The organism is Altererythrobacter sp. Z27 (assembly GCF_052683155.1).
The window spans coordinates 2222299-2247861 of the sequence record NZ_JBQYMC010000001.1 but is presented as its reverse complement, the minus strand read 5'-3'; the positions used below and the strand labels follow the sequence as shown (position 1 = coordinate 2247861).

The following is a 25563-nucleotide window of genomic DNA, read 5'->3' as shown; positions in this document are numbered from 1 at the left end:
GGCCAAGGACGCGGCCGGGAGACAACTCGGTACCAAGAGGAGAGGATTTTAATGCCGACAGAGCTCGACAAGACACTTGATGCGATCATGGACACGCTGACCGCGCCCGGCGCCCCCGCCGAGCTCGTGCCGGTGACACGCGGCGGCGTGGAAATGCCCATGCTCAAGAATGCCCCGCCGAGCCTGGTGCATTATTTCGCGCATTACTGCAGCCAGAACGGGGACCAGCCCTTCCTGATCGATGGCGAGACCCGCATCAGCTTCGCCGAAGCGTGGGATGCTGCGCAGCGCGTCGCCGCGGGCCTGATCGCCGACCATGGCGTTGCCAAGGGCGACCGCGTGGGCATTGCCGCGCGCAATTCGGCCAACTGGATCGTCGCATACATGGGCATCCTTGTGGCGGGTGGCTGCGCCACGCTGCTCAACGGCTTTTCAAGCGGCGAGGAACTCGCCGAACAGATCGAACTGGTCGGCTGCCGCCTGCTGCTGGCCGACGCCCAGCGGGCCCAGCGGCTCGACGGGCAGGCGCACGGCGCGCGGATCGTGCTGTTCGGACATGAAGGCCCGCCTTCGAACGGGCTGAGCGAATTGTGGGGCGATCCCGCCACCGCGCGCTTCCCCGAAGTCGGCCCCGACGATTACGCCACCATCCTCTACACCTCCGGCTCGACCGGCAAGTCCAAGGGCGCATGGTCGGACCATCGCGGCGTCGTGAGCGGCGCGCTGAGCTATGCCATGCAGTCGCTGATGGCCTTCACCTATCTCGATTCCGGCGGCAAGGCCCCGACATCGCAGGCCTGCGCGCTGGTGGCCGTGCCGCTGTTCCACGTTACCGGCGAAGTCCCGGTATTCCTGCAGAGCTTCGCGCTCGGCCGCAAGCTGGTGCTGATGCCGCGCTGGGATGCGGGCGAAGCGCTGCGCCTGATGGAAAAGGAAAAGGTCAGCTATTTCGCGGGCGTGCCGCTGATGAGCTATGAGATCGCGACCCATCCCGATCGCGCGAAATACGATCTCAGCTCGTGCACCGGCTTTGCCGCAGGCGGGGCGCCGCGCCCGGTCGAGCATGTCGGCAAGATCCGCGACGCCTTCCCCGACGGCTTCCCGCTGATGGGCTATGGCCTCACTGAAACCAACGGCGTGGGCTGCGGCAATTTCAACGAGAACTATCTTGCCAAACCTTTGAGCACCGGCAAGCCGAGCCGCCCACTGGTCGATCTCGCGATCCTCGACGATGCCGGCAACAAGCTGCCGCAAGGCCAGGTGGGCGAAATCTCGATCCGCTCGGTGTGCAATTTCATGGGCTATTGGAACAATGAGGAAGCCACCAAGGCGGCCTATACCGAGGACATGTATTTCCGCACCGGCGACCTCGGGAGGCTCGACGAGGACGGCTATGTCTTTATCGTCGACCGCAAGAAGGACATCATCATCCGCGGCGGCGAGAACATCACTTGCCTCGAAGTCGAGGAAGCGGTCTACGCGCATGACGCCATCGCCGAATGTTCGGTGTTCGGCGTGCCTGACGACCGGATGGGCGAAGTGCCCGCGGTGGTGTTCTACCTCAAGCCGGGGCAGAGCCTGAGCGCAGGCGAACTGCGCGAATTCCTGCTGTCGCATATCGCGCCGTTCAAGGTACCGCTGCCCGAGCATATCTGGGTGTCGGACAAGGCCTTGCCGCGGCTCGGCACGCAGAAGATCGACAAGCGCACCGTCCGCAAGATGTTCGCCGGCGACCTGATGGCGGCATAGAGGCCTCGCTTGAAATCGCTCAATGTCCCCAACCAGCGCGCGGTCATCGACCGGCGCGCGCTTGCCGACGCGATCCACGCGCTGGTCGAGGATCAGGGCGAGAAAGCGCGCGGGCAGATCGTGCAATTGCTGCGCGATGCACTGGAACAAGGGCGCGCCGAAATCGCGCGGCGGCTAACGGAGAAGCCATCCGCCGGGCATGAATGCACCGGCGCGCAGGCTTTCCTGATCGACCAGATCGTGCGCGTGGTGCACGATCATGTCACCGCGCATGTCTATCCGGTCGCCAACCGCAGCAGCGCCGAACGGCTCACGCTGATCGCGGTGGGCGGCTATGGCCGCGCCGAGATGGCGCCGCATTCGGACGTGGACATCGCCTTCATCACGCCCACCCGGCGCGCGCCGTGGTGCGAGCAGGTGATCGAAGCGATGCTCTATTACCTGTGGGACCTCGGCCTCAAGGTCGGCCATTCGAGCCGCACGGTCGACGACACCATGCGCATGGCGCGCGAAGACCTGACGATCCGCACCGCGCTGCTCGAAGGGCGCTTCATCTGGGGCGACCGCGCGCTCTACGACGAGACCAGCCGCCGCTTCTGGGCGGAAGTGGCCAAGGGCAGCGAGCGGCAATTCCTCACCCAGAAGCTCGAAGAGCGGAACCAGCGCCACAAACGGATGGGCGACAGCCGCTATGTGGTCGAACCCAATGTGAAGGACGGCAAGGGCGGCTTGCGCGATTTGCAGACGCTCTACTGGATCGGCAAATATATGCACCGCGTGCGCAGCGCGGCCGAGCTGGTCGACGTGGGCCTGTTCACCCGGGCCGAATACCGCAGCTTCCGACGCGCCGAGGGCTTCCTGCTGGCAGTGCGCTGCCACATGCACATCATCACCGGCCGGGCGGAAGACCGGCTGACCTTCGACCTCCAGCGCGAAGTCGCCGCGCGGATGAATTTCGCCGACCGCCCGGGCAAGAGCGCGGTCGAACGCTTCATGCAGTTCTATTTCCTGCAGGCGCGGCGCGTGGGCAGCCTGACCGCCGTGTTCCTGTCGCACCTCGACGATGAATTCGCGGGCAAGCGCGCGCGCACCGGCTTCTTCGCGGGCTGGAGCCAGAAATCGCGCATGCTCAAGGGCTATCGCGTGTTTGCCGGCAAGATCGCCGCGCCATCGGACGACTGGTTCCGCAAGGACCCAGTGCGGCTGATCGAAGTGTTCCAGCTGGCTGAAGCCAATGGCCTCGAGATACATCCCGAAACCATGCGCCTGGCCGATCGCGACAGCGCGCTGATCAAGTCCGACATACGCGAAGACGCGCGCGCCAATGCGCTGTTCCTCGAACTGCTGGCGGGTCGCAACGATCCCGAAACGGTGCTGCGCTGGATGAACGATGCCGGCGTGTTCGGCCGATTCGTGCCCGATTTCGGGCGAGTCAACGCGCAGATGCAGTTCGACATGTACCACCATTATACGGTGGACGAGCACACCATCCGCGCGATCGGCCTGCTCAACCGGATCGAGAAGGGCGAGCTGGTGTCCGACCACCCGCGCTCGACCCGGCTGATCCACCGCGTCAATTCGCGCCGGGCGATCTATGTCGCGGTGTTGCTGCATGACATCGCCAAGGGCCGCGGCGGCGACCATTCGGTGCTCGGCGCCGAAGTGGCGCATGAACTGTGCCCGCGCTTCGGCCTCAATGATAACGAGACCGACCTTGTCGCCTGGCTGGTGCGCCAGCACCTGCTGATGAGCGCGACCGCGTTCAAGCGCGACCTCACCGATCCCAAGACGATCGAGGATTTCGTCAGCCAGGTGCAGAGCCTCGAACGCTTGCGCAATCTGATGATCCTGACCGCGGTCGATATCCGCGCGGTCGGCCCCGGCACATGGAACAGCTGGAAAGGCCAGCTGCTGGGCGAACTTTACGACGCCGGACAGGAGCGCCTGCGCCTTGGCCATATGCGCGACGGGCGAAAGCAACGCGTCGCGGCCAAGCGCGAAGCGGTGGCGGAACGGCTGGGCTCAAGATCTCCGCTGGTGGCGCAGGTCGGCAAATTGCTCGACGATTCCTACTGGATTGCCGAGCCCGAAGACGTGATCGCACGCAATCTCGTCCAATATGAAGTCGCCCGCGAAATCGAAGAGCATCTCTCGATCCATTGCGAGTTTGACGAGGAACGCGGCGCTACCCTGGTGAGCGTGATCGCGGCCGACCACCCCGGCCTGTTCTATCGCATTGCCGGCGGTATCGCGCTGGCGGGTGCGAATATCATCGACGCGCGCATCCACACCGCACGCAGCGGCTGGGCGGTCGACAATTTCCTGGTGCAGGACCCGCTGGGCAAGCCGTTCCGCGAAGGCCAGCAGATCGAGCGGCTCAAGAAGGCCATTGCCGACGCGCTGGCCAACCGGATCGAGCTGGTCCCCAAGCTGGCGGCGCGCCCGCTGCCGCATACGCGGTCGGGCACGTTCGATGTCGCCCCGCGGGTGACTTTCGACAACAATGCCTCGAACCGCTTCACTGTGATCGAAGTCAACGCGCGCGACCGCCCGGCGCTGCTCAACCGCCTTGCGCGCGCGCTATTCGAAAGCAATCTGGTGGTCCAGTCGGCGCATATCACCGCCTATGGCGAACGCGCCGCCGACACCTTCTATGTTACCGATTTGACGGGCGACAAGGTGACCGCCGACAACCGCCTGGCGGAGATCGAGGCACGCCTGCTCGATGCTGGTAGTGATAGGCGCCAGCGGCAACTCGAAGAGGCGTGATTCCTGCCCTGCGGGACACCGGTTGCAATTATATTACAGAACGCTATTGGATGGCGTTGGGAATATGAGGAGAGCCCCGGTGAAATCGACAATATCTTCGATCGCGTCGCTCGCGATCATGGGCGCAGGCATGGCGCTTGTGCCCCAGGCAGCATTTGCACAGGACCAATCCGGCGACGATGACTTCGACGCCAATGTAATCATCGTGACGGCACAAGGCCGCTCGCAGGCGCTGGCCGACGTTCCAGTCGCAATCTCCGCGGTGAACGCGGAAACGCTGCAGAACAGCGGCGCGAACGATATCCGCCAGCTCAATCAGGTCGCCCCTTCGCTGTTGGTCTCTTCGACCGGCTCGGAAGCGAACGGCTCGGCACGTATCCGCGGCATCGGCACGGTGGGCGACAACCCCGGCCTTGAAAGCTCGGTTCCGGTCTTCATCGACGGCGTCTATCGCTCGCGTTCGGGCATCGGCCTCAACGAGCTGGGCGAAATCGACCGCGTCGAAGTGCAGCGCGGCCCGCAGGGCACACTGGGCGGCCGCAACTCGTCGGCCGGCCTGATCAGCATCTATTCGAAGAAGCCATCCTTCAATTTCGGCGCCACCGGTGAGATCACCTATGGCAATTACGATTACATGCGCCTCGGCGGCAGCGTCACCGGGCCCGTTACCGAGAATATCGCTGCCCGCCTCGACGGTATCTGGGTGAAGCGCGACGGTTTCTATCGCGACGAAACCAACAATACCGACGTCAACGACCGTGACCGTTACTTCCTGCGCGGCCAGTTGCTGATCGAGCCGAGCGACACTGTGTCGATCCGCCTGATCGCCGACTACACTTCGCGCGACGAAAAGTGCTGCGGCGCGATCTATGTTGACAGCAGCGTCAACCCGTTCATCGGCGACCTGAACAATGTCGCCAACCCGCTGTCCGTCGGCGGGTTGCCGCCGGCAGACGGCAACAATATCATCAACGTGCTGCGCGACCTCGGCCAGCCACTGTCGGCCTTCAACCAGGGCTATAAGCGCACTTTGTCGGTGAGCCCGGGCCGCAGCTATGCCGGCGAAACCAAGGATTATGGCTTCTCGGGCCAGATCGACTGGGATCTGGGCGGCGCTACGCTGACCTCGATCACCGCCTATCGCGAATATCGCTCGAGCCAGGCGTCGGACACCGACTATGGCTATGTCGACATCATCTATCGCGATCCGAGCGACGACGCCTATCGCCAGTTCCACACCTTCACGCAGGAGCTGCGCCTGCAAGGTGAAGCTTTCGACGGCACGCTCGACTGGCTTGTCGGTGGCTTCTACTCGAACGAAAAGCTGACCGTGCATGACAATCTGCGCTTCGGCGATGACTATGGCCGGTTCGCGACCTGCCGCCTGGTTTCGGGTGGTGGCCTTGCCGCGCTGTATTCCCCGACCTCGCCCGGATGTTTTGCAGCCCGCCCGGCACTGTTCGGCGGTGCTACGGCCGCGATCTACGCAGCGGTCGACGCACTCGACGGCCTCAACGACCTCGGTACGGTCAACGACCGTTACTTCCAGGACGGCAACAACTGGGCGCTGTTCACGCACAACATCGTCCACCTCACCGACAAGATCGACCTGACCCTTGGCCTGCGTTACACGCATGACAAGAAGGACTTCGATGCAACCTTTACCAATGACAACACGGTCTGCACCACGGTGCAGGGCCTGGTTGGCAGCTTCACGGGTATCGCATCGCTGGCCGCGGTCAGCCAGGGCCTGATCGGCCTGAGCTGTCAGGGTAACTCGACTGCCGAACTCAATGGCGTGTCGATCAACGATTCGCGTAGCGAAGACGAATGGACCGGCACGGCGATCCTGTCGTACAGGCCGACCGACGACCTGATGGTCTATGCGAGCTATGCACGCGGCTACAAAGCGGGCGGCTTCAACCTTGACCGCTCGGCGCTCAAGCCGCCTCTCGCCACCTTTGCCTCGGTGGGTGGCGCACAGTCGCTGGTCGGCAACCTCCAGTTCGACCCCGAACTGGTCGACAGCTATGAAATCGGCGCCAAGTACTCGACCGGCCCGTTCAGCCTCAGCATGTCGGCCTTCCGTTCGGATTTCAGCAACTTCCAGCTGAACACATTCAACGGAACGGTCTTCCTGGTGCAGAACATCAACGGCTGTAACGGCGAACTCGTCGGCGGCCCGGATTCGGACACCGACACCAGCTCGGCCACCGGCGCCTGCGCCAAGGAAGACGTCGGTTACGGCGTACGCACGCAGGGCTTCGAACTTGAGGCACAGCTGGTTCCGGCACCTGACTTCCGCGTCGCGGCCGGCCTGACCTACGCTCGCACCAAGTATCGCGGCGACCTCGTCGGCAACAAGGACGGCGCACCGCTCGACGCTGCGCTGCGCCGGCTGCCTGGCGACAATCTGTCGAACGCGCCCGAACTGGTCGCAACCGGCAGCATCACCTGGACGCCCGAACTGGGCAGCAGCGGGCTGACCGGCCTTGTCTACATCGATGGCCGCATGACCAGCGACTACAACACCGGTTCCGACCTGTTCCCGCAGAAGGAACAGGATGGCTACGCGCTGTTCAACGCTCGCGTCGGCGTCCGCGGTCCCGACGACAAGTGGAGCATCGAGCTCTGGGCACAGAACCTGTTCGACAAGGACTATGCCCAGGTCGCCTTCAACTCGCCGTTCCAGGCGGGTGGTTCGGGTGCACCGTTCAACGATGCCGGGAACTATCCGGGCGGTCGCCAGATCTTCTCGCAGTTCCTCGCCGAACCGCGGACCTACGGGATCACACTGCGCGGCAACTTCTGATCCACGCGATCAACGCAAAAGGGAAAGGGCGCTCTTCGGGGCGCCCTTTTTCGTTGGTTTCCTGTGCGCTACCGCTTCGCTACTTGAGCGGGTCTTTTCCGCGCTACCGCTTCGCTACTTGAGCGCGGGGCGCTCCCCGAACAGCGCGGTGCCCACGCGCACATGGGTCGAGCCGAGCATCACTGCGGTTTCATAATCCCCGCTCATCCCCATGCTGAGGCCCGGCAAGCCATTGTCCGCCGCCAGCTTGGCCAGCAGCGCGAAGAATGGCGCGGGCTCGATATCGGCAGGCGGGATGCACATCAGCCCGGCGACCGGGATTCCGGCTTCGCGGGCCTGGTCCAGCAGCGCGGGAAGGTCGGCAATTGCGCAACCGCCCTTCTGCTCTTCTTCGCCTACATTGACCTGTACGAAGCAAGGCACGCGCTTGCCTGCCGCGTCCATTGCGTGTGCCAGCGCCTTCACCAGGCTCGGCCGGTCGAGCGCATGGATGCAGTCGAACAGTGCCACGGCATCCTCCGCTTTGTTCGATTGCAGCTGGCCGATCAGGTGCAGTTCGACATCGGGAAAGCGGGTGCGCACTGCGGGCCATTTCCCCTGCGCTTCCTGCACGCGGTTTTCGCCGAATACGCGCTGCCCCTGCTCAAGCAGCGGAAGGATCGCTTCCGCCAGATGGGTCTTGCTGACCGCGATCAGCGTGATTTCCTCGGGCTCGCGCCGCGCGGGCTTGCAGGCGCGCGCGACCCTGCCACGAACTTCCTCGAGCGGAGTATCTGCCTTTTCCATCGCGCCGCGCTATAGCGATTGCGTGACGAAGATACAGGCCCTTCCCTCGCTCTGGCTGCTGTCCGATGCGCGCAACGACGCCGTGCTGGAAGATGCGCTGCTGCGCCTGCCGCGCGGATCGGGCCTCGTCTATCGTCATTACCACCTTGGCGATCCGGAACGCTGGGCACGCTTTCGCGAGCTGCGCCGCCTCTGCCTTGCGCGCGGGCACCTGCTGGTCCTTGCCGACAGCGCGCTCACCGCGCGCGAATGGGGCGCCGACGGCATCTATGGCGCGCCGCGCGCGCTTTACCCGACCAGCCGCGACCTAATCACCATCGCCACAGCGCATGATTTGCGCGAGATCGGCGAAGCCAATCGCCTGCGCGCCGATGCGGTGATGCTTTCACCCGCCTTCTCGACGCGCACCCATCCGGGCGCGCCGAGCCTTGGCCCGCTGCGCTTTCGCCTGCTCGCGGCACATGCACAAATGCCCGTGATCGCGCTCGGCGGGATGAACCAGCACAGCGCAGATCGCCTGCGCTGGCCGCGCTGGGCCGCGATCGACGGCCTATCCTAGCAGACTCGCCCTGCCGCACTTTCCTTGACGCGGACTCGCGCAAGATTCATGGTGTGTTCCAGCAGGAGGAACAGCCATGGCAACCCGCGCTATGAGCAAGAAGGGCGCGACAGACTGGCGTGCGGCGTTTCGCCGCTCGATGCGTCGTGCCGCGCAGATGGCGGGCGCGGGCGCGCTGTTCGCGCTGCTGCTGTTCCTCGGCCTCGCCATGGCGAGCTATACCCAGACCGACCCCTCGGGTTCGACCGCAGCCTCGGGCGAGGACGTGCGCAACTGGATGGGCGCGAGCGGCGCATGGGCGGCGGACAAGGTGCTGGGCATTTTCGGCCTTACTGCAGTTCTGCTGCTGCCGCTGATCTATATCGGCGCGCGCAAATTGTGGCGCGATGTCGAGCAGGAAGAGGATGCCGAGCCTACCCGCTGGTGGCTGCCGCTGGCCATGCTGCTGCTGGCGATGGTGCTGCTTTCGAGCGTGCTTTCGCTGACGTTCGAAGGACCGCTCTCGACCCTGCCTGCGCAGTTGGGAGGAATCGCGGGCCTGCTGGGCGCCGCGGCGATAGAGGCGGTGGCGGCACGCTTCGGCGAGGATGCATCGGGCTGGATCACGCTGGGCCTTGCGCTCGCCAGCCTTGCGGGCGGGATCGGCTTGTTGACACGTGTGTTCGCAATCGACTGGCGCAATTTGCTGACACTGCCCGACTTCGTGCAGGACCGCTTGCCGCAGCGCAGCCGCCGCGTGATCGCGGGCGAGGATGCCCTACCCGAACCAAGGCGCGAACGATCCGCTAGGCGCAGCCGCAGCGAAGGCGATGTGCGGCCCGAGCCTGCTCCGCGCCGCGCCCCTGAGATCAGCGATCCTTCCGCTCCACCCAAACCGGCGGTGCTGCCCAAGGCCAAGCAGCGCGACATGTTCGCGAGCTTCGACCTGCCCAGCCTCGACCTGCTGGCCGATGCGCCTGCGAACAACGCGCCCAAGCTCGACAAGATGGCACTCGAGCGCAATGCGCGCCTGCTCGAAAACGTGCTCGACGATTTCAACGTGAAGGGCGAAATCACTGCCGTACGCACCGGCCCGGTCGTAACCATGTACGAGCTCGAGCCTGCACCGGGGATCAAGGCCAGCCGCGTGATGGGCCTTGCCGAAGACATCGCGCGCAACATGAGCGCGATCTCCGCGCGCGTCAGCCCGATCCCGGGCAAGACCGTGATGGGGATCGAACTGCCCAATGCAGACCGGCAGACGGTTGCGTTCAAGGAGCTGGCCGCCTGCGCCGCCTTTGCCGAATCCAAGGGCAATTTGCCGATCATCCTGGGCAAGGATATCGCGGGCGAACCGATCGTGGCCGACCTTGCCGCGATGCCGCACTTGCTGGTGGCGGGCACCACCGGTTCGGGCAAGTCGGTCGGGCTCAACGCGATCCTGCTAAGCCTGCTCTATCGCTTCACGCCTGCCGAATGCCGCCTGATCCTGATCGATCCCAAGGTGCTCGAGCTCAAGACCTATGACGATATCCCGCACCTGCTTTCGCCGGTGGTGACCGAGCCGCACAAATCGGTGCGCGCGCTCAAATGGGCGGTGGAAGAGATGGAGCGCCGCTATCGCATGATGAGCAGCGTCAATTCGCGCAACATCAACTCCTTCAACGAGAAGATCACCGGCGCTGCGGCCAAGGGCAAGCCGCTGGGCCGCCGCGTGCAAGCCGGGTTCGATCCGGAAACGGGCGACGAGATCTACGAGGAAGAACAGCTCGATTACGAACCGCTGCCGCAAATCGTGCTGATCGTCGACGAGCTGGCCGATCTCATGGTCACGGTCGGCAAGGAGATCGAAGTGCTGATCCAGCGCCTGAGCCAGAAGTCGCGCGCTGCAGGTATCCATCTGATCATGGCGACGCAGCGCCCCTCGGTCGACGTCATCACCGGCGTGATCAAGGCGAACCTGCCCACCCGCATCAGTTTCAAGGTGACGAGCCGGATCGACAGCCGCACCATCCTGGGCGAACAGGGCGCCGAGCAGCTGCTGGGCAAGGGCGACATGCTCTACAAGCCCAACACCGGCGCGCTGATCCGCGTGCACGGCCCCTTTGTAGGAGACGATGAAGTCGAGCGTGTGGCCGATTTCTGGCGCGCGCAGGGCAAGCCCGAATATGTCGACGCGGTGACCGAAGAACCCGAAGAAGGCTATTCGCCCTATGAGGACGACTTCACTGCGTCCGACAATCCGGAAGAACGCAAGTACCGCCAGGCCTGCCAGATCGTGATCGAGAACCAGAAGGCCTCGGGCTCGTGGCTGCAGCGCCAGATGGGCGTCGGCTACAACACCGCCGCAAAATGGATCGAGCGGATGGAGGATGAAGGATTGGTCGGCCCCGCCAACCATGTCGGGCGGCGCGAGATCTACCGCGACCGCGACGGAAACCCGCTCTGACGCTTCGCACCCCTCTGTGACACGAATGCCACAATCAGGCAGGAACGTCGCTTCAAATCGTAATATACTTCTCCAACCCTCTGCCTTTTGGGTAATTTCGTGCCGCTCGTGAGTGGCCGAGCATCACCAAAGGGGAAACACCATGTCGTCACGCCTCGTGCTTCATTCGACCTGCGCCTGCGCAGCAATCGCATTCGCCAGCCTGTCCAGCCCGGCTCTGGCACAGGATGCCTCCGGACAAGGCGCCGAGAGCGGTGACCAGCCAGTAATCATCGTGACCGGCACGCGCCGCACCGACCGTACGGTAGCGGACAGCACGGTGCCTATCGATGTCATCGGCGCCGAAGCGCTGCTCAACCAGGGATCGACCGAAACCAACCGGCTGCTCAACAACCTCGTCCCGTCGTTCAACTTCCCGCAGCCGTCGCTGACCGACGGCACCGACTCGCTGCGGCCCGCCACGCTGCGCGGCCTTTCGCCCGACCAGGTGCTGGTGCTGGTCAATGGCAAGCGCCGCCACATTTCCTCGCTGCTGAACCTCAACGGCTCGGTCGGCCGCGGTTCAGCCGGCGTCGACATGAACACTATTCCGCCGCTGGCGATCGAGCGCATCGAAGTGCTGCGCGACGGCGCTTCGTCGCAATATGGTTCTGACGCGATCGCGGGCGTGATCAACATCCAGATCAAGAAGCGCGAGGGTGGCCGGGCGCAGATGAGCTTCGGCAAGTACATCACCACGATGGAGGATGTGTACGAGATCGACAGCGTTACCGGCACCACCGGCAACAGCGACGACCCTGTCGTCACTTTCTCGGACCGGGAACGCAAGCGCCGCGATGGCGACACCTGGACCTTCGCGACCAATATCGGGCTACCGGTGGGCGACAGCGGCTATCTCAACTGGACTGCCGAGTATAAGGATCGCTCCCCCTCCAACCGCTCGGGCCCCGATATCCGTCGGCAATATGTAACCGCGGGTGACCCGCGCGAAGTGACGTTCAACCGCTTCAGCCACCGCTTCGGCGACGGCGAGTCGAAGGATCTGAACTTCTTCGTCAATGCCGGCATGGACGTTGGAGCCGATTTCGAACTCTACGCTTTCGGCAGCTACGGCCAGCGTGACGGCAACGGCACCGGTTTCTATCGCCGTTCGAACGATGCGCGCAACCGTGACTGGGCCGCGAGCACGACTACGTTTGTTCCGTTCTACCCCGATGGCTTCCTGCCGCAGATCAACAGCGACATCGAGGATATCGCCGGGGTCTTCGGCGTCCGCGGCGAAACCGGCGGGTGGAACCTCGACCTCTCGGTCAACTACGGTTCCAACCGGCTCGACTATGCCATATCGAACACCTGGAACGTCTCGCTTGGCGGGCTCGTGAGTCCTCGCAAGTTCGATGCGGGCGGACTGCGCTCGGGCCAGACCTCGGTCAATTTCGATGCGCAACGCCCGATCGAACTGGGTATCGGCGAAAGCTCGCTGGCATTCGGCGCAGAATGGCGCAACGAAAACTACAAGATCCGCCCGGGTGAAGAGGGCAGCTACATAGCCGGGCCCTATACATTCTCGAACGGCGCGGCACCGGGCGCGCAAGTGTTCCCGGGCTTTGCGCCGAGCACTGCGATCGACAAGTCGCGCGATTCCTATGCCGCCTATGTCGAGCTCGACACCGATCTGTCGGACATGTTCAATATCCAGATCGCGGGCCGGTACGAGCATTTCTCCGACTTCGGCGATACGCTCAACGGCAAGGCGGCCGCGCGGCTCGAGCCGATCGACGGGCTGGCGTTCCGCGGCTCGGTTTCAACCGGCTTCCGTGCCCCCGGCATGGCGCAGCAATTCTTCTCGACCACTTCGACCAACAATATCCAGGGGGTCGGACTGGTCGAAGTAGGCACGTTCCCCGTCAGCTCGCCGATCGCGGTGGCGCTGGGGGCAGAGCCGCTACAGCCGGAAGAATCGGTCAACTTCAGCGGCGGCGTCGTGTTCTCGATGGTCCCCGGACTGAACGTCACGGTCGACTATTACAACATCAAGATCAAAGACCGCATCGTGCTGACCGAGAACCTGCAGGGTGCCGACGTCGTGGCGATCCTGCAGGCAGCGGGCGTTGTCGGGACATCGGGCCGCTTCTTCATCAACGGCATCGATACCCGCACCGAAGGCCTCGATATCGTCGGCAGCTATCGCCTGCCGGACTTCGGGATCGGCCGCCTCACTCTGACCGCCGGCTACAACATCAACAGCACGGACATCACTGACCGGCGGACCTTCAGCGGCTTCGCTGCCCAGCGCCTCTTCGCTCGCCCGGAAAGCTTCCGCCTGACCGACGGCCAGCCGAAGAACAAGCTCAACCTCGGGCTCGAATGGGACAATGATCCGTTCGGGGCCACTCTGCGCGCCAATCGCTATGGCTCAGTGTTCCTGCCGACCGGTAGCGTAAGCGACATCACTGTTGCGAAGGGAGCTGCCACGGGCGACTTCACTATGACCCCCAAGTGGGTGGTCGATTTCGAACTGCGCTTCAAGCCGGTCGATTCCGTGCAGCTCGCCGTGGGCGCCAACAATCTGCTGGACGAATATCCCGATCGCCTTGTGCCGACGGGCAGCAATATCTTCCTGCCCTATTCGGGACAGTCGCCATTCGGTTTCAGCGGACGGTTCGTTTACGGCCGCGCCAGCATCGATTTCTGATCCGCTCGAAGATGCAAGGGAAGGCGTCGCTCCGCAAGGGGCGGCGCCTTCGCCCTATCTGGCAACCTGAACCGAAAACGCCGCCCCGTCGCAGTGACGGAGCGGCGCCTTCGACTGAAGTATCAAGGGGGGATTACTTCAGTTCGTCAGCCGTGATGGTGACATATTCGGTCGCGGCCTTTTCGTACTTGGCGCGCTCGGCATCGGGCGAAGGCACGAAACCGATCTTTGAGAGCGAACCGCCCGGGCCCCAGTTGTTCACCCATTCCTGCAGGTACTGGTCGAGGCCGGGGATGGCACGGCGGTGTGCCGCTTTGACATAGACGTAAAGCGGGCGGGCACCGGGATAGGCGAAGCTCGAGATATTCTCATAGGTCGGCTCGACCCCGTTCATCGACAGGCCCTGCAGCTTGTTGAGGTTCTCTTCGAGATAGGAATAGCCGAACACGCCAACAGCGCGCGGATTGTTCTCGATCTTCTGCACGATGAGGTTGTCCTGCTCGCCCTGGTCGACATAGGCGCCGTCCGCACGAACTTCGGTGCAGAGCTGCGCGAACTTGTCTTCGTCGGTTTCCTTGAGCGCCTTCATCTCGTCGCTGGTCTTGCAACCGACTTCAAGGATCAGTTCCTTCAGCGCGTCGCGCGTGCCCGAGGTCGAAGGCGGGCCGTAAACCAGGATCGGCTCGTTCGGCAGCGACGGATCGACATCGGACCAGGTCTTGGCGGTCTGTTCCTTGCCATAGGGCTTGGCGGCGAGCGCTTCGTAAACCATCTTGGGCGACAGGTTCATCGAGATCCCGCCCTTGGCCGAAGCGAAGGCGATCCCGTCGAGGCCGACCTGCAGTTCGACGATGTCGGTCACGCCGTTCTTCTGGCAGTCTTCGAACTCGCTCAGCTTCATGCGGCGCGATGCGTTCGCCATGTCAGGGGTGGATGCGCCCACGCCCGAGCAGAACAGCTTGATGCCGCCGCCGGTGCCGGTCGATTCGATCAGCGGCGACTTGAACTCGGGGTTCGAGCGGGCGAAGCTTTCCGCCACTGCCTTGGCGAAGGGGAAGACAGTCGACGAGCCGACTGCGCGGATCGAATCGCGCGTGCTCGAAGTGCCGCTTTCGCCGCAAGCGGCCAGCGCGAGGGTCGAAAGCGCGATCAGGCAGGTAGTCTTGAAGTGACGCATGGGAAAATCCTCAAATTGGTCCCGGTTGGATCAGCTGCCCGCCTAGGACCGAAGCATGACAGGAATGTGACAAAATCGGGCGTGCGGGGCAGCGGGCAAACCGCCACCCCGACACATCATCAGAAATCGATCTGGGCGCGCACACCGACCACATCGACCGAGTATGACCGGTCGCCACCGGCTGCAGCGTAAACCGCGTCCGAATAGTCGAGCTTGCCGTAGTTCGCGAGCAGCATGGTGTAGTCGGTCGGCTTCCATGCCAGCGAAACGAAATAGCCGTCCTGCGTGCCGCCGACGATCCCGGCATCGTTGAGGTCGAGATAGTCGTAGCGCAGGTTCAGCTGCAGCGAACCCATGCCGCCCTTGCCCATCGGGTTGGCGGGCTTGGTGCGGTCGAACTTGCCGCTCTTGTAACCGCGCGTGTCGCCCTTGGTCAGGAAATAGCCGACTTCGGCATAGCCGCCGAAGAAGGTCGGATCGAGCGCAACCCCCGGGGTCGAAACCTTCTGCCAGAAACCTTCCGCCGCAACATGCAGCGGGCCGGTGATGGCGGCGGCTTCGAGGCCATAGCCAAGCTCACTGGTCGCCGCGATATAGTCAGTGTTGATGAAGCGCTCACCGGTGAAGTGGACCAGCGGGCGCTGGCGATACCGCACCGTCGTGCCGTCTTCCTTGATGTCGTTATAGTGGATCGATCCGCCCAGATGCAGCTGCGCACTGCCCAGCTTGGGCATCAGCACGAGACGACCGTCGAAGCCGCGGTTGCCCGTGTCGGTATCGGACATGTTGTCTGTGAAGAACCCAGCCTGGGCGAGAGCGATGCCCTGCTTGTAGGTCAACGAAGCGCCCACGCGGCGCTCGAAGCCGAATGCATCGGTGAATGCCGCGCGCTCGATGAAGGTGGTGTGGAGGCTGCTGGTCAGCTCCTCGAGCGACTGGAAGTTGTTCTGGTGGCCGACCATCACTTCCACCGGGCCATCAGTGTAGGACAGGTAAGCGTCCGCCATTTCGACTTCATTGCCCGCGAAGTCGGCTTCGAACTTGTAGCCGAAGCCGCCGGGGATTGTGCCTTCGACGCCGAGGCGTGCGCGGCGCGCTTCGCTGCCGAAGCCGTCCGAGCGGCCGGTCGAGCCGGGCACGCTGGTGAAGCCCATGTCATACATCAGGCGGCCGCGCGGCTTGAAGCTCCAGCCGCCCTCGCCCTTGATTTCGGGCGCGCCCTTGAAAGCAATCGAGGGGCCCTTGCCGGCCTTTTCCGCCGCAGCGGTGGCCGCAGTGGCGGCCTCGGTCGCTGCGCCAGCTTCAGTGCTGGCGGCTTCTGCCTTGGCTTCCGCTTCGGCCAGATCGGCCTCGAGCGCATCGATGCGCGCCGCCATCGCAGCCATGGCCGCGCGCATTTCGGCCAGTTCGCGGGCCGTATCGGAGCTGTCCTGCGCATAGGCGGGTTGAGCAAAACAGATGGCGCCTGCAGTGGCCGCCAGCAGAGTTGAACGAAGCATTTGTGAAATTCCTGTTGCAGATTTCCGACCGCCCTATGTCGATGACATGACATTTTTGAGACAATCGGGAATTCTCCTGAACTGCGCGAACGCGGTGAACAGGCGGGTTAAGGGTAAGCTGCGGATTGCGTTCAATTTTCGCGCCAACTCGCAAACCATGCTTAACGGCTTTTAAATCCCCCTCAGGCTAGGGGGCCCGCGTGGGTAGGGTAATTTTTCTTGCGATCGCCTTTGCGGCGACGGTGGCGACCTATGCGTCTGCCTATTTTCCATCGCGGATGGAAACGCCGCAGCTGGCTAGTTGCGTCGTCCCTTTCGAAGCACCCGTTTCAGCCGCGACACTTGCAGGGCCGGGCCTCCATTGGCAGTGCCACGGCACGAGACAGGATGCGGCTGCGGAGCATATGCTGGTCCGTTTCGACCTTTCCGCCGACAGTGAAGTTGAAGCGCCGAAATATCTGCGCAGCCGGATCGGCATGTTCGACCAAGTCGAACTGACAGTGATCGATCGTGACGGAACCATGCGCCAGTCGCGCCAGACGCAGGATAGCGTTCGCCTGATCTCAGGCGAGCCGATGTTCCTCGTCGAGCTTCCCGAAATCACGCCCGAAAGCCGCGCGCTGTTCGTGCGATATGACGGTGCGCGCCACGATGTGACTGTGCTGCGGTCCAAGCTGTTCAAGGCCGACCCTTCGCGCACGATGCCGCACTACCACAACATGCTGTTCCTGGCGCTGGTGCTGGGGATGATGTTGATGCCGGTGGTGTTCGACCTGGCCTTCTGGAGCGCGCTGCGCAGCCCCTTCCTGCTGTGGCATGCGGCGCTTTCGCTCGCCTTTGCCAGCATGGTGTTGCTGCGATCGGGATTGGTGGTCGAATTCGTCGAGATTTCGATTGAGACCTGGCGCCAACTGTTGATCGTAAGCCTGGGCGTGGCGATCCTGGTGGCCGCATTCTTCACCAACGCCTTCGTCGAAGGCGGGCGGCTCGACCAGCGCCTGCGCAAGCTGCTGCTGGCTGCCGGTATCTGGGGGTTTGCCGCCTCGGCGATCCATGCGCTGGGGCTGGAAGTTCTGGCTCCGCTCGGCGGGCGGTTCCACACCTATGCGCTCTTGCCGGTGCTGGCGGTATTCATCTGGGCGATGGCCGACGCCTATCGCCGAGGCTCGCGCTCGATCCGGTTCCAAATTGTCGGCTGGATCCCGCTGCTGCTGGCCTATTCGATAGAGATCGTCACGAATGTCCTCCCGCTAGGTATCCCGTCCGAAGCGCTGCCATTGTTCTATATCGGTGTGTTGAGCGAAACCACTATCACCGCGATCGGTGTGGCTGACCGATTCTTCATGCTTCGCCGCGAGCGCGACCAGGCCCGCACCAAAGCCGAAGCGCTCGAGCATCTGAGCGAACGCGACCCGCTGACCGGCCTGCACAACCGCCGCGCGATCGATGCACGCTTCGAGGATTTGCACCGGGCAGGGTACGAGACTTTCGCGCTGATCGATCTCGACCATTTCAAGCCGGTCAACGATACTGCGGGGCATCTGGTCGGCGACGAAGTGCTCAAGGTCGTCGCCCGGGTGATCGAGTCCGACGGGGATGGCATCGCCATGCGCATGGGCGGCGAGGAATTCCTGCTGGTGATGCGCGGCAAGGATGCGCCCGCGCGCGCGGAGAAGCTGCGCAATGCGATCCCGATCCGTGTGGCGCAGGAAGTGCCCGAGCTGGAACAGCTGGTCACAGCCAGCATGGGACTGCTGGTGGCGCCGCGACTGGCGGTGCCGATGGCCAATTTCGCCGACATCTATAGCCGGGTCGATATGTTGCTCTACGAAGCCAAGGCGCAGGGCCGCAACCGGACTGTCAGCGAGCGGCTGCAGGCCTTCGAACGCGGCAAGATCCGTCAGTCGACGCAGCCCGAACGCCGCAAGAATGACCGGCGCAAGACGCGCGCCGCCTGATCGGGCGCAGGCTCAGCCCGCGCGCCATGCGCGGTAATTCTTCGCTCGCCGCGCCGCGCGCCACTGGTCGGCCAGCAGTGCGACAATCGCCGAGCCGCCATCACCAGGCGGTTTGCCTTTCGCCATCTTCATGATCTGCTGCTTGGTCAGTGCCATGGTGGCGAGGCCCTTGAGCGTCGGGTTGCCGAACCCGGCCTCGGGCAGCGTCACATCGGCATTGAGCCCTTGGCGCCAATGCTGCGGCAACATCGGGTCTGCCGCCATGGCGCGCGCGATCCCGAGCAATTCGACCCCGAAGCCCTGCGCATCATGCGCCAGCGCGGCCTCGGCCACTTCGAGCCTGGTGATCCCGCCGGTGACCATGATCGGCGTGTCCGCGACCCTGGCGATATCGCGCGCGAAGGTGATGAAATAGGCCTCGCGTGCGCCGGTCGACCCTTCCTGCGGATGGCCCTGCATCGCCGGGCTTTCATAGCTGCCGCCCGAAAGCTCGACGAAATCGAGTCCATAGCCATTGAGCCACTGAACCACCTGCCGCGCATCCTCGAAGGCGAAACCGCCGCGCTGGAAATCGGCCGAATTGAGCTTGATGGCGACGCCGAAGCTGAGCTTCACCCGCTGGCGCACCGCCTCAACGATCCGCAGCAGGAAGCGTGCGCGGTTCTCAAGGCTGCCGCCCCATTCGTCGCTGCGCTGGTTGGTCAGAGGCGAGAGGAACTGGCTGATCAGGTAACCATGCGCGCCGTGGATCTGCACTCCATCGAACCCTGCTTCTTCCGCCGCCTGTGCGGTATCGGCAAAGCGCGCGATGATCGCCTCGATTTCCTGCGCTTCGAGCGCCCGAACCGGCGCGAAGAGCGACGAAAACTTGCCGAGATTGAGCTCCACGCCGGAAGGCGAGACCGCGATTTCGCCCAGGCTCTTGTACAGCTGGCGCCCCGGATGGCTGATCTGCAGCCAGAACTGTCCGCCGCCCGCTTTGCCGATCTCGGCCCATTTGCGGAACGGCTCCAGCTCGGTGCCCTTCTGCAGCACGACCCCACCCGGCCCGGTCAGCGCGGACGGATCGACCATGACATTGCCCGAGAGGATCAGGCCTACGCCGCCGGCGGCCCATTGGCGATAGAGCGAGAACAGCTTTTCGCCCGGATGCTGCCCCGGCTGCACCGCCAGGTTCTCTTCCATGGCCGCCTTGCACAGGCGGTTGGGCAGGACGCTGCCATTGGGCAGGGTGAGCGGCTGGAACAGCGGGCTGGCGTCTGGCGTCATCGATCCTCCGAAAGCTTGGATACACCAGGCCTTCTAGCCGCAGGATCGTGCGTTGCACCAGATTTCATCGAGACGAGCCGCCGAGCATGCGTTCGGCGGCAATATCTCCGGATTCGCAAGGATGAAGGGGCAGGCGTTGCCGCCTGCCCCTCGCTTTCGTCACATCCGGTAAGTCAGGCGGACATAACCGAACTGGCCGGGAATGTCGTAGGTGGTCGGATCGTAGTTCGGACCGGTGCAGCTGAAGCAGGCCGGCGGATCGGTGTCGAACACGTTGAGCACGCCCACCGAGAAGCGGAACGCGTCATCCATGAAGCCCGGGGTGAAGCTGAGCTGGATATCGCCGTAGAAGCGCGAGTTCAGCTTGTTGCCGTCACTTTCGACCACACTGTCGATGTAGCGTCCGGTGAACGCCGCATCGAACGCACCCAGCGACCAGGTCAGCACGCCCGTGCCCTTGAACTTGGCATAGGACTGGTCGGGGAAGCCACGGGTCGTGCCGCGATAGTCGATTGTTGCCGTTCCCGCATCGGTCGGGAAGGTTTCCTCATACTTGTCGAGGAAGTTGGCGTTGAGCGACAGCCCGAAGGTCCCGGCGTCGGTCTCGGTCGTGCGGAAGTTGAACGTGGCGTCAATGCCGGTCGTCTTGATCCGCCCGATGTTCTGCAGCAGTCCCTGGATGCTCGAGATGATGCCGCTCGAGGTACGGGTGATGTTGCTGCAAGCCAGCGGATCGCCAAGCTGCGCGCAACGCGACAGCGTGACCTGCGGGTTGATCGCCGCGATCGCCCCGTCAACCGTGATGTCGTAGTAATTGACTTCAAGGCTGAGGTCGCTGACGAAACCGCCGCGTGCCCAGTCGGGGCTGTAGACCGCACCGAACAGCCAGGTTTCCGAGGTTTCCGGATCGAGCGCGGAGTTGCCGCCGGTGAGCGTCGGCAACTGCCCGCCATTGGGCTCCTGGTAGCTGCCGCTGGCAGGCACACCATTGGCGATGCAGTTGGTCCGCACCGTGGCGCTGGTTTGCCACGGCGATCCCGCCACGTTGGTGCAGGGATCGTCGATCGGCGCGTCGGCGCGCGACTGTGCGCCGTAGAGTTCACCCAGCGCGGGGGCACGGAAGCCCTCTGCATAGGAGCCGCGCAGCAGCAGGTCGGTCACCGGCTTCCACAGCACGGTTCCGGTCACGCTGGTGTTGGAGAAACCGGTCGAATATTCGGCGCGGCGGATCGCCCCGTCGAGTTCGAGCTGCTGGAAGAACGGCATGTCGGACAGCAGCGGGACGCGCAATTCGCCATAGAATTCGTCCGACTTGTACGAACCCGATGCTGCCTGCGCCGGAATGTCGGCACCAAGACCGGCCTGGATGATCGGATCGGGCGTGAACGAACCCTTCTGGTAGCGATGCTCGTAACCGACCGCGATACCGACTGCACCGCCCGGCAGGTCGAACAGCTCGCCCGACAGGTTGGCGGTGTAGTCCTGCAGCCGCTGGTCGCTCTTCGCGCGTTCGTCGAAGGCGATGAAATCGAGCATATCCTGCGTGATCGAACCCGCGCCGCCGAAGATGTTCAGCGGGACGCATGGGCCGGTACAATCGGCGAGCGGACCCAGCGCCTGTGCCACCTTGGCGGCGTTGACGTTGCCGGTGAACAGCTGGTGCGCATCGTTGAGGCCGATGACTGCATTGACGTCCCAGTAGAAGTTGCGACCGCCCATTTCGAACTGGCCGTCGAGCGTTGCCGCCGCGGTGAAGGTATCGACCGTCTGGTGGTAGGTGCGCTGGCCGTTCTCGACCAGGCGGCGACCGATGAAGCTGTAAGTTGCTGGTTGCCCGTTGGTCCCCGAATTGAGCGTGATGCCGAAGGGGTTGTACGGGTTGGTGACGTCGATCGAGACGGTGTCGAGCAGATTGCCGTTACCTGCGTCCGGGCCGAGGAACAGCGGCAGGAAGGCTGCCTGATTCTTCGAATTGCGGCGATTGTAAACCACCCGCGTGCGCAGGTTGATGTCATCGCTCAGCTCCATCTTCGCGCTCATCCATGCGCCGTAACGCTCGGACGGCGTCACCAGCAGGTTGAACGGTGCGAAGTTGAACCGGTCGGCGCTGGTGAAGGCCTTGAAGTCGCCGCCGACCAGCGTCGGGTCATAGGCCCCGCGAGTCATCAGCGGATAGTTGCGGACCGTCACGCTGCCGCCAGCCGGAAGCGAAGGATTGCCCGGATTGAACACGATACGCCCGCCGAGCGTACCCGAAGAGCACCCGCCGATCGGATCGGTACAGCTGGTCTGGCCCGGGTTCGGGAACTGGGTCAGCGCGCGGTTGGCGGTGCGGACTTCCTTTTGGTCGACATAGTCGACGCCGAAGGCCACCGAAATGCCGGGGCCGCGCGTGCCGTAGCTGAGGCTAAGGTCGAGCGTTTCGCCATCGCCTTCCGAGAGATATTCGCCGTATTTGGCCGAAGCGCTGAGCCCGTCCTGGCGGTCCTTGGTGATAATGTTGACGACGCCCGCGATAGCGTCCGAACCGTAAAGCGGCGACTGGCCCGACTGGAGCACTTCGATCCGCTGGATCATGCCCTGCGGGATCGAGTTGAGGTCGATCGTCGAGGGGATGCCGCTCGCCGCCGTAGCGGGAACGTAACGCAGCCCGTCAACCAGCACGAGCGTACGCTTGGCGAGCAGGTAGCGCAGGTCGATTTCCGCGGTACCGGCACCAACACCGCCGCCGTCCTGCGGGTTGCCGATATTGCCCGAATTGTTGACCTTGGTGTTCAGGCCGCCCGCCGCACTGGGCAGGCGCTGGAGCACGTCGGCGACGGCCGAAAGGCCGGTCTGCTGCAATGCGCTCTCGTCAAGGCTGATCACCGGCGAGGGATTGTCGAGCGGGTCGCGACGGATGCGCGAACCGGTGACGATGATCTGGGAGCCTGAACCCTGCTCGGCGGCGTCATCGGCGCCAGTTCCGGCGTCTTGCGCGTAAACGATTGAAGGGGAGAAAATAGCGAGTGTTGAAGCACTTGCAGCCAGAAGAAGAGAACGGCGCATCACAAGACTCCTTATATTAGGGAGCCTCTAAAATCGCGCATTTCTTGGCGTTCTGACAGAGGAATTTGTTGCCAGCCGGTGTAATATATTTGCTGTGTTACAATTGTGACACAGTCACGTCTGCGTACCCCTGCGACTGTTCGCGACCGTCAGCCTAGCGATAGTTGGAACGGCGCGACTACTTCGGGCCGCACGCGCACGAGGCGCTGGGTCGCGCGATCGAGCATCGCCCATGTGGTCCGCGCCGAGACGATCACCTTGCCCGCTTCGTTGCGGAAATCGACCCGGCGGTCGGACTTGGCGCCTTGGGCAGGCCCATCGATCCATGTCTCGCCCGTCACGCTCTCGCCTTCGGCGATATTGCCGCGGTAATCGATCTCATGCCGGATCACGACCCAGAAATATTGGGCATTGTCCTCGGGCCGCGCCGCCGCTTCCCAATGCGCGGTGGCGATATCCTGCACCCACTGCACCCACACGGTGTTGTTGACGTGCCCGAGCTCGTCGATGTGCCCGGGCAGTGCCGTGAATTGCCGAGTGAAGCGCCCGGACATTACTTCTCGCCGGCCATGCCCATCTGCCACAGGATGAAGGCGAACTCCTCGGCCACTTCGTAAATCGAGTTCCAGCGGCCCGACTTGCCGCCATGGCCCGCGCCCATATTGGTCTTGAACAGCAGCTCGTTGCTGTCGGTCTTGGTGTCGCGCAGCTTCGCGACCCACTTGGCCGGTTCCCAATAGGTCACGCGCGGATCGTTGAGCCCGGCCGTCACCAGCAGCGGCGGATAGGCCTGCGCCTTGACCTGGTCATAGGGCGAATAGCTGAGCATGTAGGCGAAGGCTTCCTTGTCGGTGATCGGATTGCCCCATTCCTGCCATTCGCCCGGAGTCAGCGGCAGGCTCTCGTCCAGCATGGTGTTGACCACATCGACGAAGGGCACATGCGCCACCACGGCGCCATATTGCGCCGGGTCCTGGTTCAGGACAGCGCCCATCACCTCGCCGCCGGCCGAACCGCCCGATGCCGTGACCTTGCCTTCCGCCGTATAGCCCAGCGCAATCAGCCCGCGCCCGACATCGACGAAATCGTTGAAGGTATTGCGGCGTTCGAACAGCTTGCCCTGCAGATACCAGCGACGACCGAGATCGTCGCCGCCGCGCACATGCGCGATGGCATAGGCGAAGCCGCGATCGACCAGGCTCAACCGCGTGGTCGAGAAGCTCGGCGGCATGGCATAGCCATAGGAGCCATAGGCATAGAGGTGCAGCGGCCCGCCCGGCCCGCCGTTCATCTTGTCGCGATCCTTGCGCATCACCACGCTGACCGGCACCTTGGTGCCGTCGCGCGCTTCGATCATCACCCGTTCAGTGGTGTAGAGCGAGGGATCGTAGCCGCTGGGGATTTCCTGCTGCTTGAGCAATTCCAGCCTGCCGTCGGCGAGGTGGAAGTCATAGACCGAATCCGGCGTGACCATGCTTTCATAGGCCAGCCGCAGCTTCTTGACGTCATATTCGGGATTGTTGGACAGGCCCGCGGAATAACTCGCTTCGGGGAAAGCGATCGGCTTCGCCGTGCCCGGCTGTGCGTAGGAGCGGACCTGCACCTGGTCGAGCCCGTCGAGCCGCCCTTCGGTGACGAAGAAGTCCTTGAACAGGTCGAAACCGGTCAAGTAGAATTCGTCCGATCCCGCGATCACCGTCTGCCAGTCGCCCGGCGTTTCCAGCTTCGCCTTGGCGAGGCGGAAATTTATGTGGTCGTCATTGGTCCACACCCACACTTCGCCATCTCTTACGTCGACCGAATATTCGACGCCCTTCTGGCGCGGCTTGACCAAAATCTGTTCGCCGGTGGGGTTGTCGGCGCGCACCAGCCGCACTTCGCTGGTTTCATTGTCGCCCGCGCCGATGATCAGCCAGTCGTCCTGCGCCGAAAGGCCCGTACCCACGCCGAAGCTCTGGTCCGCTTCCTTGTAGAGCGTCACATCGCTTTCGGCCGGCGTGCCGATGACGTGCAGCCTGGCTTCGAGCGTGCGCCATTCTTCGGTCGCCGGGCCATAGACCAGCGCAGTATCCTTCGCGACCCAGGTCAGGCCGCCGCGCAGCCCGGTCAGCTCGTCGGCCAGCAGTTCGCCGGTCTGCAAATCCTTGATCCGCGCCGTGTAGCGTTCCGAGCCGTTGGTGTCGGTCGAATAGGCGAGGTAGCGCCCGTTCATGCTGATCGAGGCCGCGCCGAGGCGGAAATATTCGTGCCCTTCGGCCAGCTCGTTCTCATCGAGGATCAACACGTCATCGCCGCCTGCCACGGGCTTGCGGTAGTGCTTGCGATATTGCGCGCCTTCCTCGAACTTCGACCAGTAGATCCAGTCGCCATCCTTCTGCGGAACGCTGCTGTCGTCTTCCTTGATCCGCGCCTTCATCTCTTCGAACAGCGCGTCGGTGAGCGCCTGTTGCGGCGCCATGCGCGTTTCGAACCAGGCGTTTTCGGCCTTGATGTAATCGAGCACATCCTCGTCATCGACCGTGGGATAGGACTTGTCGCGCAGCCAGTGATAAGGATCGGTCAGCGTGATGCCGTGATTTGTGTAGCTGTGCTCGCGCTTCTCGGCGACCGGCGGAGAGGTCGGGGCCTTGGTGGTCACTGTTTCATTGTCCTCATTGGTGGCGGCGGCCGGTGCGGCCAGCGGTGCGATTGCCAGGCAGGCCGCGAGTGCGGTCGACGCGAAATTACCGATGGTCACGTGGTCGGCTTCCTTCCTTGCGGCCCGACGCGGCTGGTATCAGTCGCGCGGGGAGACTATGTGGAGGTCATTTAGAG

14 protein-coding genes are annotated in these 25563 nt (G+C 63.6%); 7 read left to right on the top strand and 7 right to left on the bottom strand.

Going from position 1 to position 25563, the window contains the following annotated elements:
• The first annotated feature begins 51 nt into the window (after positions 1-51).
• From ACUJ47_RS10930 to ACUJ47_RS10920, 3 genes are all read left to right on the top strand, one after another.
• Entirely contained in the window at positions 52-1749 is a 1698-nt protein-coding gene (locus ACUJ47_RS10930) for a class I adenylate-forming enzyme family protein (RefSeq protein WP_445538424.1), read from the top strand.
• A 9-nt stretch (positions 1750-1758) separates the two neighbouring features.
• The gene (locus ACUJ47_RS10925) at positions 1759-4518 is read left to right on the top strand and encodes a [protein-PII] uridylyltransferase (protein ID WP_445538423.1); all 2760 of its coding nucleotides are present in this window, start codon (positions 1759-1761) and stop codon (positions 4516-4518) included.
• Between the two features lie 118 nt (positions 4519-4636).
• Positions 4637-7330 (top strand): TonB-dependent receptor, encoded by a 2694-nt coding sequence (locus ACUJ47_RS10920; protein ID WP_445538890.1) that lies wholly within the window; start codon positions 4637-4639, stop codon positions 7328-7330.
• A 114-nt stretch (positions 7331-7444) separates the two neighbouring features.
• Here ACUJ47_RS10920 and ACUJ47_RS10915 read toward each other — a convergent pair whose 3' ends face one another.
• Positions 7445-8116, bottom strand: a complete 672-nt coding sequence (locus ACUJ47_RS10915; RefSeq protein ID WP_445538422.1) for a YggS family pyridoxal phosphate-dependent enzyme — start codon at positions 8114-8116, stop codon at positions 7445-7447.
• A 22-nt stretch (positions 8117-8138) separates the two neighbouring features.
• On the opposite strand from ACUJ47_RS10915, the gene ACUJ47_RS10910 reads away from it, so the two are divergent.
• The 3 genes from ACUJ47_RS10910 (at position 8139) to ACUJ47_RS10900 (ending at position 13798) form a co-directional block, all read left to right on the top strand.
• Positions 8139-8675 carry a thiamine phosphate synthase gene (locus tag ACUJ47_RS10910; RefSeq protein WP_445538421.1) on the top strand — a complete coding sequence of 179 codons (537 nt, stop codon included), beginning with the start codon at positions 8139-8141 and terminating at the stop codon, positions 8673-8675.
• A gap of 76 nt (positions 8676-8751) precedes the next feature.
• Complete coding sequence (locus ACUJ47_RS10905; protein WP_445538420.1) at positions 8752-11103, top strand: DNA translocase FtsK 4TM domain-containing protein; 2352 nt, start codon at positions 8752-8754, stop codon at positions 11101-11103.
• Between the two features lie 142 nt (positions 11104-11245).
• Entirely contained in the window at positions 11246-13798 is a 2553-nt protein-coding gene (locus tag ACUJ47_RS10900) for a TonB-dependent receptor plug domain-containing protein (protein WP_445538419.1), read from the top strand.
• 133 nt (positions 13799-13931) lie between these two features.
• Here the strand turns inward: ACUJ47_RS10900 and ACUJ47_RS10895 are convergent, their stop codons facing one another.
• Positions 13932-14975 carry a substrate-binding domain-containing protein gene (locus ACUJ47_RS10895; protein WP_445538418.1) on the bottom strand — a complete coding sequence of 348 codons (1044 nt, stop codon included), beginning with the start codon at positions 14973-14975 and terminating at the stop codon, positions 13932-13934.
• A gap of 119 nt (positions 14976-15094) precedes the next feature.
• Entirely contained in the window at positions 15095-16474 is a 1380-nt protein-coding gene (locus ACUJ47_RS10890; RefSeq protein ID WP_445538417.1) for an OprO/OprP family phosphate-selective porin, read from the bottom strand.
• Positions 16475-16674: 200 nt separating this feature from the next.
• Here ACUJ47_RS10890 and ACUJ47_RS10885 point away from each other — a divergent pair, with 200 nt between their 5' ends.
• Complete coding sequence (locus tag ACUJ47_RS10885; RefSeq protein ID WP_445538416.1) at positions 16675-18432, top strand: diguanylate cyclase; 1758 nt, start codon at positions 16675-16677, stop codon at positions 18430-18432.
• A 12-nt stretch (positions 18433-18444) separates the two neighbouring features.
• On the opposite strand, the gene ACUJ47_RS10880 is transcribed toward ACUJ47_RS10885, so the two are convergent.
• The 4 genes from ACUJ47_RS10880 to ACUJ47_RS10865 all read right to left on the bottom strand — a co-directional run bounded on the left by ACUJ47_RS10880 (position 18445) and on the right by ACUJ47_RS10865 (position 25486).
• The gene (locus tag ACUJ47_RS10880) at positions 18445-19701 is read right to left on the bottom strand and encodes an NADH:flavin oxidoreductase/NADH oxidase family protein (protein WP_445538415.1); all 1257 of its coding nucleotides are present in this window, start codon (positions 19699-19701) and stop codon (positions 18445-18447) included.
• Between the two features lie 159 nt (positions 19702-19860).
• Positions 19861-22749 (bottom strand): TonB-dependent receptor domain-containing protein, encoded by a 2889-nt coding sequence (locus ACUJ47_RS10875; RefSeq protein WP_445538414.1) that lies wholly within the window; start codon positions 22747-22749, stop codon positions 19861-19863.
• Positions 22750-22898: 149 nt separating this feature from the next.
• Positions 22899-23303: an acyl-CoA thioesterase gene (locus tag ACUJ47_RS10870; RefSeq protein ID WP_445538413.1), complete on the bottom strand. Its 405-nt coding sequence runs from the start codon at positions 23301-23303 to the stop codon at positions 22899-22901.
• Positions 23303-25486: a S9 family peptidase gene (locus tag ACUJ47_RS10865; protein WP_445538412.1), complete on the bottom strand. Its 2184-nt coding sequence runs from the start codon at positions 25484-25486 to the stop codon at positions 23303-23305. Before ACUJ47_RS10865 ends, ACUJ47_RS10870 begins: the two co-directional genes overlap by 1 nt.
• Between the last annotated feature and the right edge of the window lie 77 nt (positions 25487-25563).